Consider the following 14,686-nt stretch of genomic DNA (forward strand, 5'->3'; position numbering starts at 1 on the left):
ACGCAGGCGATCGTAAAAGGACCATTGATTGGCTTGCGTCTGCGGGCAGCAATTGACGATTTTAGCCTGGCTGTCGGCTTTGCAATCTCCGAAGCTGACGGGCACTTTCGAATCCACAGAGGCTGGCGATTTTTTCGGCCGTATAATCAGTGTTGCCCTGGAGCGTACGGGCCAGCTCAAGACGAACTGCGGTCTTAAATTCGTTGATCGTGTGGCCCGTCGACTTCCTGAACAGGCGCGTAAGAGATCGCGTGCTCATGTTGGCCACGGACGCGAGCTCATCAAGCGTGAAATTCTCCGATGGATGCGATAGAATATGATCCTGCACCTTGTGAACACCTGGACTGAAGTGGGTTCTGTAGTCAAGGTAAATGGTTTCCTGTTTGTTCGTCTCGTGACGCCTGAGGTAAACAACCATCTCTCGCGCGACCTTTGCTGCCAGTATAGGGCCATGCTGTTGCTCGACTATAGAGAGAGCCATGTCAATACCGGAAGTCATTCCGGCGCTGGTGAATATGTTACCGTCGTTGGCGTATAGACAGTCCGATACGATGTTAACCCGGGGATAGCGTTGACGGAAATAATCAATACACTTCCAGTGACTGGTGCATCGTCTTTCATCGAGGATTCCAACTTCAGCAAGAACCAGGGATCCGCTGCAAACACTGGCAATGTTTACTTTTCGTGCAAAGTGAGAGCGGAGCCATTCGCGGATTCTTGTAATTGAAGAGGATAAACCCCCTTCAACAAAGGTTTTGAAATCAATGCCCGGAACAAATATGAAATCAGACGATTGAAGACTGACCTGATCGATGTTGGTTAATCCCGCCAAAGCAAGGCCTTGCTCTGATCGCTCCTGAACATTTATGCCGGCGAACTGAATGTCGTAACTGCCCGACGCGAGGTTGTTCGCCTCGTAAAATACCTGGACCGGACCAGAGAGATCCATGAGGTGAACACGGGGTAAAATGAGGAAGCATATTGTAGATCGTGGTGCCGATACTTTCATTTTGATGACCCATTCTGGGTGATGAATCCCGATGATTGCCAAAGTTATACTGACATTCCCTTTCGATCGGTTTGGGCATTGAATAAATTTATGGTGGCGGGTGTTTGATTGGTTATGGCAAAGTGGCCGGATATGTCCGCTGGTTGGCTCATCCCGATGCCTTATCAGGGCGTCTCTGTAAGCAACTTTAACGTTGAATCCTGTGGAACCAAAGCTAAACTTATGCGCACCCTTTTGATAACTCTGCTATTGTTCACCGTCTCCCGGGCAAACGCCGCGGAAGAACCAATCCTCGTGTCACCTCAGTGGTTGCATGAGCATTTGAAGGACAACAATCTTGTCGTGCTTCATGTAAGCTTTCTTCAGTTTGATTTTGATCAGGAGCACATAGAAGGGGCACAGTATCTGTGGCCCGAAAATCTCGCTCCTAATTCTCCTCAGGGTAGCTACAATGCACCGGATGTTAAGAAGGCAACAGATCTTTTGCGTTCGTTTGGTGTTAACGATAACTCTCACATTGTTTTATATAATGTTCGAAATGAAGTAAGTCCGACCGCGCGAATGTTCCTCACACTTGAGAATCTTGGATTGCAGGGAAGAGTATCATTCCTGAATGGAGGCTTTGATGCCTGGAAGCGTGAAGGCTACGCAGTTACTTCCGTGAAGAAGAATGCAAAGACGGGTAACGTTACACTTCACCAGGGAGATCGTCTCGTAGACAAGAACTATGTATTGAAAACGCTGGATTCCAATAGCGGTCTCGTTGTGGATGCACGTGCAAAACAATACTACGACGGAGAACCCACAGGCAACCCCCGTGACGGTCACATCAAAGGAGCGAAGAACATAACCTATTTTGATCTCGTGAACGACAAAAATGAATTCAAATCCCTTGATTCATTACGAGGTTACTTCTCGCCCGTGGCATCACCTGACAAGGAGTTGGTTACGTATTGCTTCATAGGCCAAACAGCCAGTGTTGTATATATGGCCGGCAGGATGCTGGGCTATCAGATGAAACTGTACGACGGGTCGATGCAGGAATGGAGCCGCATACCATCGTTGCCGATGGAGAAAACAGAAGCACCAAAGTGACGGATTTGTCTCCGTTCAACTTAATCGCTGCTGAATAATCTTTCTTTATGGATGCCTTTTTTGGATATGCTGTGATCAGCCTGATGGGCGTGTGCCTTGGAATGATCGGAGCGGGCGGATCTATACTCGCCCTGCCGGTCCTGGTGTACTTGTTTCGGGTAGAGCCCACGTTGGCAACCACGTACACTTCTATTCTTGTGGGACTAACAGCAGCAGTTGGAGCCCTCAGGGATCCAACTGCTAAGAGCATCAATGTGTATGCGGTGCTATTCTTTGGCCTTCCCTGTATTGTTGGGGCGTGTCTGGCACGGGTTTGTCTCATAACGATTATTCCTGATGTATTAGTGGCCGCTCAAATGTTTACCATCACGCGCGACTCATTTGTGATGCTCATTTTTTCGATAACGATGATATCATCAGGGCTAAGCATGCTTTTGCGCCGGCATCAACAATCCGTACAGAGAACCGGTTACCGATGGCTGGTGCCGGTTGGATTTGGCGTCGGGTTGATCACAGGTATTGTAGGAGCAGGTGGAGGATTTCTGATTCTTCCATCGCTGGTAATACTCGCAGGTTTGGAAATCCGAAGCGCAGTAGGCACATCGTTGACAATCATTGCAATGAAGTCAGCAGTTTCGTTCGTTGGTGACCTTTCAGCGGGACTACAGATCAATTTCCAACTAATTGCCTCTCTCATGGCTGTAGCGATCCCGAGCGTACTGATAGGACGATGGTTGAACAGCCATGTACAGGCCTCTGAGCTCAAGACAGGTTTTGCCATAGTCGTCTCCACTGTTGGAATTGCAATCGGAATTCATAATCTCTCAACAGTATTTGGAACGTAACAGCTGTCCTGGTCCGCCCCCGCATTGTATCTTGCATGCATGCCTAAGTTCATGCTGGTTGCACTGATTGTAATATTGGCCGTCTATCTCGCGATTTGCATCCTGGCCTACGTCTTTCAGGAGCGACTGATCTTTCTTCCTGATCGGATACATGCGAAATACCAGTTTCAGTTTCCCGGTTCCTACAGCGAAATATTTCTCAAAGCAGACGATGGCATACAACTTCACGGTCTGTTATTCACGACGGAACAATCGAAGGGTGTTATCTTATACCTGCATGGCAATGGCGGCGCACTGGATTCATGGGGTAGTGTTGCTTCAACATACCAGGATTTCGGCTACGACGTCCTGATGCTGGACTATCGTGGCTACGGAAAGAGCGAGGGTGCCATAGAAAGTGAGTCGCAGCTCGTCGATGACGTTCAGCTATACTACAATTATTTATTGAAGCACTATCATGAGAATGATGTGATAGCACTGGGATATTCTTTGGGAAGCGGATTGGCAGCTAAAATGGCGGCACGCAACAATCCACGCATGCTGATCATGCAGGCTCCATATTACAGCCTTACGGATATGATGAAGCACTCCTTTCCATTTCTGCCCACTTTCCTTTTGAAGTATAAATTGTCAACCAACGAAAGTCTGCACGAGTGTGAAATGCCCATCGTGCTGATTCACGGCGACCGTGACGAAGTGATTCCATATTCACAGTCGCTTAAACTTAAGGCGCTGCTTAAGCCAGGCGATACGCTGATCACGCTTCAGGGCGTGGGTCATAATGGCATGACCGATAAGCCTGCGTATTTGCAGGCTATAAGAAGCATTTTAAGTACGGATAGCTGGTAAAAAGCATCCTGGAATCAGCTGCGGACATGGCTGTAGAGGCATCCGGAATATGGAAATGTCAGTAAAGCTGTTCCGAAATTCCTAAATTGAATCAAACTCAACTTATCCGTAAGACTGGTATGAGAATTCCCCTGATTGCAATTTGCATTGCCTTCATTACTGCTTGTTCACCAAGGCAGGAGAACAAGGAAACCAATTCCCCGGCGCCTCCGCCAGTCGAACAGTATCGACCACAAATACACTTTACTCCGGCCAGCGGATGGATGAACGATCCGAATGGCATGTTCTTTCTCGACGGAGAGTACCATCTCTTTTACCAGCACTTTCCAGATACAACCGTGTGGGGACCGATGCACTGGGGACACGCGGTCAGCAAGGACCTTGTACACTGGGAGCGCCTACCCATCGCGTTGTACCCCGATTCCCTTGGTTACATCTTTTCAGGGAGCGCGGTTGTCGACACTAATAACACCAGCGGATTTGGCACCAAAGACAATCCACCGGTAGTGGCAATATTCACCTATCACGACGCCAAAGCAGAACGCGAGGGGAAGAACGACTTTCAAACGCAGGGCATCGCTTACAGCACCGATAAAGGAAGGACCTGGAAAAAGTACGACAACAACCCGGTCCTGAAAAATCCAAACATTCGCGACTTCAGGGATCCTAAAGTGTCATGGATCGACGAGGCCAAGCAGTGGGTGATGACGCTTGCCGTTAAGGACCACATTGAGTTCTACGGATCTCCTGACCTGAAGAAGTGGAGCAAACTTAGCGAGTTTGGAAAAACCGATGGTGACCATGGAGGCGTGTGGGAATGTCCCGACCTTTTTAAACTTAGAGATGAAACAGGCAACACTAAATATGTACTGTTCGTCAGCATTAATCCGGGTGCTCCAAATGGCGGTTCAGGAACCCAGTACTTTATTGGTGGCTTTGATGGTAAACGTTTCATTTCTGATACGCCCGGAAAAAATTCCGGATGGATAGACTATGGCCCTGACGATTACGCCGGTGTTACATTCGCCAACGTACCGGCTACTGATGGAAGGCGCATTTTCATCGGATGGATGAGCAATTGGATCTATGCAGAGCGTGTTCCAACTACCGCATGGCGAAGTGCAACCACCATACCGCGTACGCTTTCATTACATAAGACTCAGAATGGCTATGTCGTAAATTCACTTCCCGTCAATGAGTTGGATGAACTGGTGTCCGAATCAAAGACGTTGAATGCTGCATCGGATATTGATACTTTGAATCTGGTTACAAAGGAAGATTCACTTTCAATACCTCTGGTGATTGATGCATCAGTAAAGAAATCCGATTTTGTTCTTGAGCTCCGAAATGACCGAGGTCAAAAAGTTCTGGTCGGATTCGACCCGGTTGCTAATGAATTTTATATTGACCGCGGTACCGGAATGCCATCAACATTTCACAAGGATTTTCTAAACCGTATACGCGCTCCACGTATTGCAAACGATGACACGATATCCTTCCGGGCCGTTGTCGACGTGGCCTCCGTGGAATTGTTCTTCGACAAGGGATCTGCTACGCTGACCGCGATAACGTTCCCTGACGAAGTCTTCAATGAAATTTTAATGTATGGAAAGTCTTCAGGAATAAGCGCGGGAACAATCCAACTTCAACAATTGAAACCAATCTGGTAGTATATTGCATCAGGTGAAAACATTTTAAATCGATTTCACATTGCATCCAAATGATTGATCAGTTTCCATTTTATCTCGCACTTATAATCGCCATCCTGTTGATCATTATGCTGGCCAACAAGATCAAGGTAGCCTACCCTGTGCTACTGGTGATGGCGGGACTGCTCATTTCCATTGTTCCCGGACTTCCCGTCCTGCACATAGACCCTGAGTTGATCTTCATTATCTTCCTGCCGCCACTTCTCTATGATGCAGCATTCGCGATCTCCTGGAAGGAACTCTGGCGTTGGAGAAGAATCATCAGCAGCTTCGCCTTTATCGTCGTCTTCCTCACAGCAACGTCAGTAGCAATAGCAGCAAATTTCTTCATCCCGGGTATATCACTTGCACTCGGATTTCTTCTCGGAGGAATCGTTTCACCGCCTGATGCCGTAAGTGCAAGTGCAATTCTGAAGTTCGTCAAAGTGCCTCGCCGCATGTCGTCAATACTGGAAGGAGAAAGCCTCCTGAACGACGCTTCATCACTCATCATCTTTCGCTTCGCGCTCATAGCCGTAGCAACCGGTCAGTTCTTTTTCCTTCAGGCAACTTTGACGTTTGTGTGGATGGTGATTGGCGGCGTTGGCGTCGGCCTGCTCGTAGCATGGTTGTTTATGAAGGCGCATCGATATCTGCCGACCGACGAAAACATGGATATAGTCCTTACTCTTGTAGCACCTTACGTGATGTACATCGCAGCGGAAGAAGTGCATAGCTCGGGTGTACTTGCCGTTGTAAGCGGCGGACTTTTTCAATCGGTTAAGCGGCACGATTTCCTTCGAAGCTCATCCAGGCTACGCGGCGGCAATGTCTGGCAAAGCCTCGTGTTTGTATTGAATGGATTGGTGTTCATGCTTATTGGCCTTGACCTCTCTGAAATTACCGGGGGACTCGCCCAGGAAGGCGTCAGCGTCACAGCGGCGATTGGTTATGGACTGCTGGTCACCGGCGTCTTGATATTAGTAAGAATTTTTGCAGCTTATGGTGCTGTGCTTACAACAGTGATCGTCGGCAGGTTCGCTACGGTTGCAGACCGGAACCCGGGACTCAAGGCACCTACCTTACTGGGTTGGACAGGTATGCGTGGCGTTGTGTCGCTCGCTGCGGCACTGTCTATTCCCATTCATCTGACGGATGGCGTTCCCTTCCCGCACCGGAACCTGATTTTGTTTATCACTTTTATTGTCATCACTGCAACGCTTGTCGTTCAGGGGCTAACGCTGCCATGGCTCATTAAGAAGATAGAACTTCCCGACTACAAAGACTACATCCCTGATCACGACGCAGAAATATTGCTGAAGCGCGGTCTCGCTCAGAAAGCACTAGGTCATCTGACTAGTCAATACGGTGATCAGGCAACCCAACACAACTCCCTTCGTTATATGGTTAACAAGTGGGAATCGAAGACTAACGGAAACGACGCGGATCTCGATATGCCTGAGGAGCAACGGGCGATTTATCTTGATGTGATCAAACAACAGCGCGAGTGGTTACTCACGAAAAATTCTGACGACGGACACATTGACGAAGAAGTGATCAGAAAGTATCTTCAGCAGCTCGATATAGAAGAGGAGAAGCTAAGGTTTATGTGATAACCCCATCGACGCCAAACTTTTACATTTTACATTTAGAGTTTTACATTTTGCGCTTAACGCTTTGCTGCTATTAGTGGCTTGTATTTTGCTACTAAGGTATGCTCCTAAAATCCGCCACGTATACATGCTCAGTTGGAATCCACTCCCACCACCTTACAGTGACCTTATAGCGACCTTATAGTGACCTTATAGTGACTTTGTGCCTGTCTTCTGGGCATTTTCATTCAGTGTTTTATAAGATGAGCGTACTCTTGGTCTAATTGGTGTTTAAGCTATCTGGCTACTACCCCGTACTTAACGACTTTCACAAAGTCGGAACCCTGTTTCGCACCTACTCAAAAAGCGCCTCTTCCTTGCTGTAATACACCACTCATCACTGGTTGTAAACAAGATCATAAATCCCGCTCTGAGATCTGACCTTCTCCTCGCCATTGCTAATAGGAACATTATTCATCAATTGATCGATCATCACAGCCTTTGCATTATCCCGTAGCTGTAACTTAATAATCGCTAGTAATTGACTTCGGATCTGCGCATCGAAAATCGGAAAACACACTTCAATCCGATGATAAATATTTCGATTCATCCAATCCGCCGATCCGCAGTATATCTTCTCGTCTCCGCCATTGTGGAATATAAACACCCTCCCGTGTTCAAGATATCGATCTATGATGCGTCGGACAGTGATGTTCTCACTTAACCCTGGTTGTTGAGGAATGAGCCGGCAAATACTTCGCACTATCAACTGGACTTGAACACCAGCTGCAGAGGCCTCATACAACTTATCAATGAGCGTTTCTTCTTCCAGATTATTCATCTTAATGATGATGGATGCCTGTCGTCCATTTTGTGCTGACTCAATTTCGTGATCGATCAAAGCGAAGAACGACTCCCTTATGTTGAATGGAGCAACGATCAATTCCTTAAACACAATCTTTCCCGGATCAGGTTGTCTTGAGTTCTTGATAAGGATCTTAAACAGTAATTGTGCTTCACTGAGAAGTTTTGTATTGGATGTAAACAGAATATGGTCCGTATAAACGCGGGCCGTGTTTTCATTGAAGTTGCCCGTTGCAAACAGGCCGTATTTTCGCGTTGACTCATCCTGCCTGCGTGTGACCAAAGCAGTCTTTGCGTGCACTTTCATTCGTGCACCACTGTACATTATCTTAACTCCTGCCTCCTTCATTCTCGACGACCAGCGCAGATTATTAGCTTCGTCGAACCTCGCCTTCAGCTCAACTAAAACATAGACTTTCTTTCCGTTTTTAGCTGCGGAAATAAGCGCATGAGCAATGGCCGAGTCGGTGGCAATGCGATAGAGTGTGACATAGATTTTTTCAACGAACGGGTCGATTGCCGCTTCATTGAAAAACCGAAGAATCATGTCATAACTGTGATAGGGTGTATGCAACATCACGTCGCCCTGATCGATCCTGTCGAATATAGAAAGTCCGTTGTGGATGTTAAGTCGTATTTGCCGCTGAGCATCGTAGTTTAGATGAGGACTTCCCTTGGGAAAAGAGAAGAAGTCACGCAGATTGTGATATCGTCCTCCGGCAATGTGCGATGCGTCGTCCATTTTGAAAGTCCTGACCAGCTTACGGAGCATGTACTCGGGCATGGCGGCCCCGTAAAGCAGTCTTGTAGCAAATCCAAGATCTCTGACGGCAAGCAGTTTTTCCATCTGGTCTGTAGGTGTCACCCCCATTTCGTCAGTTGGATTCATTTCCGCGTCGCGCGTGACCTTGAAGGCATGCACATCACGGACCTCCCGACCACCGAACAACGCCGAAACATGGTGACAGATGATATCGTCGATTATCACCACAAAGATTTTGCCTTCCAGCGGAATAGAGTAAAAACGACTTAAACTATCGGAGGGAATGTTGACTACAAACATATCATTGCTTTCCACCAGCGATACCGTTAGGTACAGTTTATTATTCTCGGGGAACAGCTTCGTGTGTTTCGTAAGCTGTTCAACATGAAGAAACCCGGCGATCTGATTGTAAAAGATTTCCCGTAACGAAGGATAAAGCGCCGGAGGGATATCGACATTATACAGCAGCTCAATGTTGTTCTGGCTCAGCTCGGGCATGATTTGGTTTCTGAGGATGTCGCCAAACTGGTCTTGCTGACTACGGATAATTGAGTGGACGGAATCCAGGCACCTCTTCCGTTCTTTAACAACTTTGCTTAAGGCCATGATTGATGCCATACGAACCCGGTAAAATTCATCCAGGTTTGAAGAATAGATGGCAAGAAATTTCAGTCGCTCGAAAAGGGGCACGTCAACTTTCGCGGCTTCTTCCAGTACTCGCTCGTTGAACTTAAGCCAGCTGATGTCGCGATCGAAGTATCGGTTGGAATGTTTGTTTTGATCCATGAGAGTCCGCGCATTTGGCACGGATACCAAAGATCACTCATTTGAGCAATGCCTGCGCAACTGAACCGGGGGAATATAACAATTTCATAATACGGCCCGGACGACTGGCCTTTGCGAGTCCGTTATTGGACTTCCTTTTCCAAAATCTTTCCGGATGGATCTATGGTAAGAGTAACATCTTCATCGTCAGATGATGCGTCAATTGTGTAATAGGAGGCTTTGTCGGGCTGAGTTATGTAGAAAAGGTTGCTGAGCTCATGCTCTGGATATTCCTTTTTAGCGGCTCCAATCACTGCCGAAGGCATGTTTTGGGGAAGAATGCTTTCCGTTGTCTGTAACCATTTACCGTCGAAGCTGATCTCTATACCGCGAAGAACGTTGGCGTGAAGGGTTGTTGCTATGTATTTACCACGGTTCTTGTCCAGCACCCAGGATTGTACTGCCTCATTCTTGTTCTGTTTTATTGCAGTGGCCTTTACAACGGCTGGCACATCCGCATCTTTGACCACCTGGCCGGAACAATAAGCTGATACCAAAAGGAAAAGGATTGCAGGCAGAAACTTCATAAGGCATTTTTGACCGTATAACGGTCCGGCCGTACGCAGGTTTCACTCTTTTTGGGTGATTTTTGGCTGATGCCTGAATTAATAAAGATTTAAAACATCAGCCCCAAGCCGCTCATCTTTTTTTCGTTCCAGCTTCTTGTCGTGAACCGCCACCAGTATTTCAAGAGAACCAGTACTTACCGTGGCGTTGAGGATATGTCCGGCATGTGACTCAAAGTTTTGATCGCCTACAACCCCGTGCGCATGTACAGAAGGCTTTCCTTCTTTCCATGCGATGCTTCCGTGCATGCTGGCCAGCTCTACATTTCGGAATTCTCCAGGTTTATACTCTTTCTTGTTGGCGTCAAAGAACCCAAAGGTTATGTTTACGAATCCCATTCCAGTGAAATTGGCGGATGGTACATGCTCGTCAACAGCCAGCCGTTCAAGTGCATCGAATAATTTTTCGCCTTCCCGGAGTACAATTAGATAGCCACCAGGCACTGCGGTGTAGGGCTTAATTTTCTGCTCAACAATTGAGTTGGTGGTCATGGCCTGCGCAAATGTTTGAAGATTGCCAACAAATTCTGCAACGATGATCGCGAAGCACAACGTATACGAGAGTACATTGGTCATAGAAATTCAATTGATTGTTTTTATTGAAGTGACAGAGCCACTAAAAGGTTGTACCGATATAACCCCAATCGTGGGACAATTAGTGTCGATAGGCTACAGTTTCCTGATATGTTAAATTCAATCCTGCCCTGTCGTTAATCGTTCACCAGCTTACCCTGGCCATCAAAACGATAGACTTTCATTTTCTTGCCTTTGTTCATGTGCAATTCGTAGACTTTTCCATCAGACGAACGAGTCAACGAACCCTGTTCCCAGCCCTGGTAGCGCGATTGTTTTAACGTAGTCTTAAGTTCTTGCGGGATATCTTCTGGCTTGATTTCAACCATGTCTTCCTGCTGCCGATATAGATTGTCAACCTTATTTTCGTAAGGTGCCTGCGTAGTGGTATCACCTTTATGCTGTGCATCTGTTTGAGCATGGGCAACATAGCTCGCGCCCCCGAGCGCCATTAATAAAAGCAAGCTTTTCATATGATACGGTTTTTCCGGAATTCGGACAACATTCGTTCCAAAGGCACCGGAATACCCTCATACGAGGCCTGAATAGCCATTGAAAAATTCTCTTGAAATTTTTTCAGGTTCTTGTCCAAAATTCCCGGATCGCTTGTCCTCCATGCATAAAACAACAATTATCGTATGGAAACCAGATTGAACATCTTCGAACACATGGCAGCATTGAAACCCGTTTTCGGATTGGCAGGTCATTTGAACAAATCTTCGTTGGAAGTCGGACTTCGTGAGCTGATTAATTTCAGAATATCACAGATTAACGGCTGCGCCTATTGCCTCGATATGCATGGCAAGGATGCTCGCCACCGCGGCGAAAGCGAGCAAAGATTATATACGCTTAGCGCCTGGCGCGAAACACCGTTTTTTACTGATCGCGAGCGTGCAGCTCTCGCCTTTGCTGAGGCAGTGAACAAGGCCCATGTTCCCGACGCCGTATACGAAGCCGCAAAATCTCAATTTACAGATGCCGAATTGATTGATCTTACAATTGCAGTGTCAACGATCAACATCTGGAATCGCCTCAACATTACATTCGGTAACGAAGTAGGCACCTATCAGGTAGGTCAGTTCGCCTGATCCGACTATTAACTAAACTTCCTATTTTTAAGCAAAGCAAGCATTACTTATGAACGAGTATTTATTGATCATTCATCGCGATCTAATCAACAAAGAGTCTGCGCCATCTCCTCAGCAAATGCAGGATCTCATCAAGCCCTTTCAGGAATGGATCGGTGGAATCGCTGCACAAAACAAATTGGTTGCTCCTCCAAAACGCCTGGACACCAGCGGCCGGGTGGTGAAAGGCAACGTGGTAACGGATGGGCCATATGCTGAAGTAAAAGAATCTGTCGGGGGCCTTATCATTGTTCGCGCCAATAGCTATGAAGAGGCTTCCGATATAGCAAAGGGTTGCCCGATTCTTAACTGGGGAGCCTCGGTGGAAATTCGCCAGGCCATTCCAAATGCTTAGTTAGGGGCACAAACTTATTGTCCTAATTTAGTGCCTTCACTTTAGCCGGTGAAGGCACTGTTATTCATGAATCAACCCGAGCTACTTCCCGATCTGTTTCGCTCCGAATATCGGAACATCGTTTCGGTATTGAGCTATTCATTTGGTATCAAACATGTCGAATTGGTTGAAGACATTGTAAGCGATACATTCTTATCAGCAACTGAAGACTGGTCCTTGAAAGGCACACCGGACAATCCGCGAGCCTGGTTATATGCCGTTGCAAGAAACAAGATCAGGAATCATCTGAAGCGCGACACATTATTTGAAAAGAAGATTTCTAAGGAAATATCGACTCTCACGGAAACGACAGAAGAGCCTGAACTTGATTTTTCAGTAAAGAACATCGCCGATAGTCAGCTGGCTATGATCTTTACAGTATGTAATCCTGTTAATTCCTCGGAGTCTCAGATTTCCCTTGCCCTGAATCTTCTCTGCGGATTCGGAGTTCAGGAGATTGCCGACGCATTTCTTACCAGCAAAGATGTTGTGTACAAGCGCATCAATCGCGCGAAAGAAAAGTTAAAGGATGCAGACATCGACATTCGCCAACCGCTATTGGAGGAGATTCCGGAACGACTCCCAAATGTGCTGATGACATTGTACTTGTTGTTTTCTGAGGGCTATTATTCCGCCTCACAGAACAGAATCCTCCGACGTGACTTCTGCGACGAAGCCATGCGACTAAACATGATGCTGATCGACAACAAGCTTACCGACACACCTGCAACGAAGGCCCTGTACGCACTGATGTGTTTCCACGCGTCCCGGTTCAATGCGCGCGAAGACGAAATGGGCGAAACAATCCTCTACGAGGATCAGGATGATTCCCGATGGGACAAGGATCTCATCACAAGGGGGAGCTACTTTCTGAACTTCGCCTCAGTTGGCGACGAGGTCAGTCGCTTTCATCTGGAAGCAGCGATTGCCTACTGGCATACCCACAAGGAAGACACGCTTGAAAAATGGACCAGGATTCTGGATTACTACAATCACCTGCTCGTGTTAGAGTATTCACCAATAGCAGCCTTGAACAGAACGTTTGCGCTTTCAAAAGTTCGCGGAAAGGAAGTGGCCATCATTGAGGCTGAGAAGTTACAACTGACAGACAATCCTCACTACTTCTCATTATTGGGGCACCTGTACACCGGCATCAACAATGACCTTGCACGAAGTAATTTTCAGACGGCGCTAAACCTTGTGTCTTCGCCAACAAATCGCTTGACCATACTTCGTCATCTCAATAAGCTTAGTAAAAACCCGAACGCATAGTTCGCTACAGGACATGGTAATTTCTGCGTATCTTCGAAAGCATGGCTAAGAAGTTCGAGTACACTACACTTGCACACCGCTACACAGCAAGATATCCTCTCCTTACTTACCTCGGCACCCAAACCAACTTCTGGATACTGGCAAACATTCTGTTGGTCACGATCATGCACCTTCAGTCGCGTGTACTGACAGCAACATTTCACAATCCGCTGGCATTGGAATATGGGACGTTATTGTTAATCGCCATTTCACTGGGTATCGTCTATGGACTCATACTAGGCCTGACCGGTTATTATCTCGACAGGAATGTCATGAGAAAGCTTCCTCTAGGAAAATTGCTTCTGTTCAAGACACTCATTTCGTTTCTGGTGCAGGTGATTATTCTTGCTCTCCTGCGCTACGTCATTGTCGACATGTGGCTCGCGCCAACATTGCACGCCAACGGCATTATATTGAATGATAAGTCCTGGCAGGCATTGCTTCTGCTGTTGGTGGTATACTATTTTGTGATGGCGGCCGTGATCAACTTCATCAATCAGGTGAACAAGAAGTACGGACCGGGAATCATTGTTCCGTTGCTTATGGGAAGATATCGCGATCCCCGGGAAGAGGATCGGATCTTCATGTTCATGGACCTTAAATCATCAACAACAACTGCAGAAGAGTTGGGCCATCTGAAATACAGCGCCTTCATCCGCGATTGTTTCGACGACATTAATGAAGTGTTGTATCCTTTCTATGCACAGGTCTACCAGTACGCAGGCGATGAGATTGTGGTGATGTGGCCCGAAAGTGAGGGGTTACGGGATCAATCCTGCCTGATGTTCTTCTTCGCTTGTAAGAAGCAGTTTCAGGAACGGAGGCAATATTACCTGGATAACTACGACCACCTTCCAGAATTTAAAGCTGGTGCTCATGCGGGCACCGTAACGGCCGTCGAGATAGGGGAAGTAAAACGCGACATCGCCTATCACGGAGATACCCTCAACACTGCCGCTCGTCTCCAAAGCATCTGCAATACTTATGGCAAGAGCTTTCTGATTTCGAAGTATCTGTATGATAAAGTTGGCGGGCACTCGTCAATCAGGGCGGAGGACCTCGGCCTGCTCTCTTTGAAAGGTAAGGCGACAAGGGTAGATGTTATAAGCGTTGAATGGGCGGAGTAGAAGAAAGTGTTTGTGATAGAAACCTAATGCTTCGTCGCCCTTTACTCGTACATTGGTA

14 protein-coding genes are annotated in these 14,686 nt (G+C 47.1%); 9 read left to right on the forward strand and 5 right to left on the reverse strand.

Going from position 1 to position 14,686, the window contains the following annotated elements; translation table 11 throughout:
- Window positions 1-61: 61 nt before the first annotated feature.
- Window positions 62-1,009, reverse strand: coding sequence for a GlxA family transcriptional regulator (locus tag WBG78_RS03580; RefSeq protein ID WP_337324996.1), 948 nt, complete (start codon window positions 1,007-1,009; stop codon window positions 62-64).
- 132 nt (window positions 1,010-1,141) lie between these two features.
- Between WBG78_RS03580 and WBG78_RS03585 the strand changes: the two genes are divergently transcribed.
- From WBG78_RS03585 to WBG78_RS03605, 5 genes are all read left to right on the forward strand, one after another.
- Window positions 1,142-2,104: a sulfurtransferase gene (locus tag WBG78_RS03585; RefSeq protein ID WP_337324997.1), complete on the forward strand. Its 963-nt coding sequence runs from the start codon at window positions 1,142-1,144 to the stop codon at window positions 2,102-2,104.
- 47 nt (window positions 2,105-2,151) lie between these two features.
- The gene (locus WBG78_RS03590; protein ID WP_337324998.1) at window positions 2,152-2,949 is read left to right on the forward strand and encodes a sulfite exporter TauE/SafE family protein; all 798 of its coding nucleotides are present in this window, start codon (window positions 2,152-2,154) and stop codon (window positions 2,947-2,949) included.
- A gap of 39 nt (window positions 2,950-2,988) precedes the next feature.
- Window positions 2,989-3,798, forward strand: a complete 810-nt coding sequence (locus tag WBG78_RS03595) for an alpha/beta hydrolase (protein ID WP_337324999.1) — start codon at window positions 2,989-2,991, stop codon at window positions 3,796-3,798.
- Window positions 3,799-3,917: 119 nt separating this feature from the next.
- Complete coding sequence (locus tag WBG78_RS03600) at window positions 3,918-5,468, forward strand: glycoside hydrolase family 32 protein (RefSeq protein WP_337325000.1); 1,551 nt, start codon at window positions 3,918-3,920, stop codon at window positions 5,466-5,468.
- A gap of 50 nt (window positions 5,469-5,518) precedes the next feature.
- A complete protein-coding gene (locus tag WBG78_RS03605; protein WP_337325001.1) occupies window positions 5,519-7,099 on the forward strand; it encodes a Na+/H+ antiporter in 1,581 nt (526 codons plus the stop codon).
- A gap of 376 nt (window positions 7,100-7,475) precedes the next feature.
- Here the strand turns inward: WBG78_RS03605 and ppk1 are convergent, their stop codons facing one another.
- The 4 genes from ppk1 to WBG78_RS03625 form a co-directional block, all read right to left on the reverse strand.
- A complete protein-coding gene (gene ppk1 / locus WBG78_RS03610) occupies window positions 7,476-9,491 on the reverse strand; it encodes a polyphosphate kinase 1 (protein WP_337325002.1) in 2,016 nt (671 codons plus the stop codon).
- A 122-nt stretch (window positions 9,492-9,613) separates the two neighbouring features.
- A complete protein-coding gene (locus tag WBG78_RS03615) occupies window positions 9,614-10,057 on the reverse strand; it encodes a hypothetical protein (protein ID WP_337325003.1) in 444 nt (147 codons plus the stop codon).
- 78 nt (window positions 10,058-10,135) lie between these two features.
- Window positions 10,136-10,672, reverse strand: coding sequence for a PPC domain-containing DNA-binding protein (locus WBG78_RS03620; protein WP_337325004.1), 537 nt, complete (start codon window positions 10,670-10,672; stop codon window positions 10,136-10,138).
- A gap of 134 nt (window positions 10,673-10,806) precedes the next feature.
- On the reverse strand, window positions 10,807-11,142 hold the full coding sequence (locus tag WBG78_RS03625; protein ID WP_337325005.1) for a hypothetical protein: 336 nt from the start codon (window positions 11,140-11,142) through the stop codon (window positions 10,807-10,809).
- Window positions 11,143-11,307: 165 nt separating this feature from the next.
- On the opposite strand from WBG78_RS03625, the gene WBG78_RS03630 reads away from it, so the two are divergent.
- From WBG78_RS03630 to WBG78_RS03645, 4 genes are all read left to right on the forward strand, one after another.
- Window positions 11,308-11,757, forward strand: a complete 450-nt coding sequence (locus tag WBG78_RS03630) for a carboxymuconolactone decarboxylase family protein (RefSeq protein ID WP_337325006.1) — start codon at window positions 11,308-11,310, stop codon at window positions 11,755-11,757.
- A 49-nt stretch (window positions 11,758-11,806) separates the two neighbouring features.
- Window positions 11,807-12,151, forward strand: a complete 345-nt coding sequence (locus tag WBG78_RS03635) for a YciI family protein (RefSeq protein WP_337325007.1) — start codon at window positions 11,807-11,809, stop codon at window positions 12,149-12,151.
- 66 nt (window positions 12,152-12,217) lie between these two features.
- Window positions 12,218-13,462, forward strand: a complete 1,245-nt coding sequence (locus WBG78_RS03640; RefSeq protein WP_337325008.1) for an RNA polymerase sigma factor — start codon at window positions 12,218-12,220, stop codon at window positions 13,460-13,462.
- 41 nt (window positions 13,463-13,503) lie between these two features.
- A complete protein-coding gene (locus WBG78_RS03645; RefSeq protein WP_337325009.1) occupies window positions 13,504-14,628 on the forward strand; it encodes an adenylate/guanylate cyclase domain-containing protein in 1,125 nt (374 codons plus the stop codon).
- Window positions 14,629-14,686 lie beyond the last annotated feature (58 nt).

This window comes from Chryseolinea sp. T2 (assembly GCF_037203685.1).
Classification (GTDB): domain Bacteria; phylum Bacteroidota; class Bacteroidia; order Cytophagales; family Cyclobacteriaceae; genus Chryseolinea.

Excerpts from the sequence above, each read along its gene's own strand:
- WBG78_RS03580 (WP_337324996.1), bottom strand. The coding sequence starts at position 1,009 with ATGAAAGTATCGGCACCACGATCTACAATATGCTTCCTCATTTTACCC.
- WBG78_RS03585 (WP_337324997.1), top strand. The coding sequence starts at position 1,142 with ATGTCCGCTGGTTGGCTCATCCCGATGCCTTATCAGGGCGTCTCTGTA.
- WBG78_RS03590 (WP_337324998.1), top strand. The coding sequence starts at position 2,152 with ATGGATGCCTTTTTTGGATATGCTGTGATCAGCCTGATGGGCGTGTGC.
- WBG78_RS03595 (WP_337324999.1), top strand. The coding sequence starts at position 2,989 with ATGCCTAAGTTCATGCTGGTTGCACTGATTGTAATATTGGCCGTCTAT.
- WBG78_RS03600 (WP_337325000.1), top strand. The coding sequence starts at position 3,918 with ATGAGAATTCCCCTGATTGCAATTTGCATTGCCTTCATTACTGCTTGT.
- WBG78_RS03605 (WP_337325001.1), top strand. The coding sequence starts at position 5,519 with ATGATTGATCAGTTTCCATTTTATCTCGCACTTATAATCGCCATCCTG.
- ppk1 (WP_337325002.1), bottom strand. The coding sequence starts at position 9,491 with ATGGATCAAAACAAACATTCCAACCGATACTTCGATCGCGACATCAGC.
- WBG78_RS03615 (WP_337325003.1), bottom strand. The coding sequence starts at position 10,057 with ATGAAGTTTCTGCCTGCAATCCTTTTCCTTTTGGTATCAGCTTATTGT.
- WBG78_RS03620 (WP_337325004.1), bottom strand. The coding sequence starts at position 10,672 with ATGACCAATGTACTCTCGTATACGTTGTGCTTCGCGATCATCGTTGCA.
- WBG78_RS03625 (WP_337325005.1), bottom strand. The coding sequence starts at position 11,142 with ATGAAAAGCTTGCTTTTATTAATGGCGCTCGGGGGCGCGAGCTATGTT.
- WBG78_RS03630 (WP_337325006.1), top strand. The coding sequence starts at position 11,308 with ATGGAAACCAGATTGAACATCTTCGAACACATGGCAGCATTGAAACCC.
- WBG78_RS03635 (WP_337325007.1), top strand. The coding sequence starts at position 11,807 with ATGAACGAGTATTTATTGATCATTCATCGCGATCTAATCAACAAAGAG.
- WBG78_RS03640 (WP_337325008.1), top strand. The coding sequence starts at position 12,218 with ATGAATCAACCCGAGCTACTTCCCGATCTGTTTCGCTCCGAATATCGG.
- WBG78_RS03645 (WP_337325009.1), top strand. The coding sequence starts at position 13,504 with ATGGCTAAGAAGTTCGAGTACACTACACTTGCACACCGCTACACAGCA.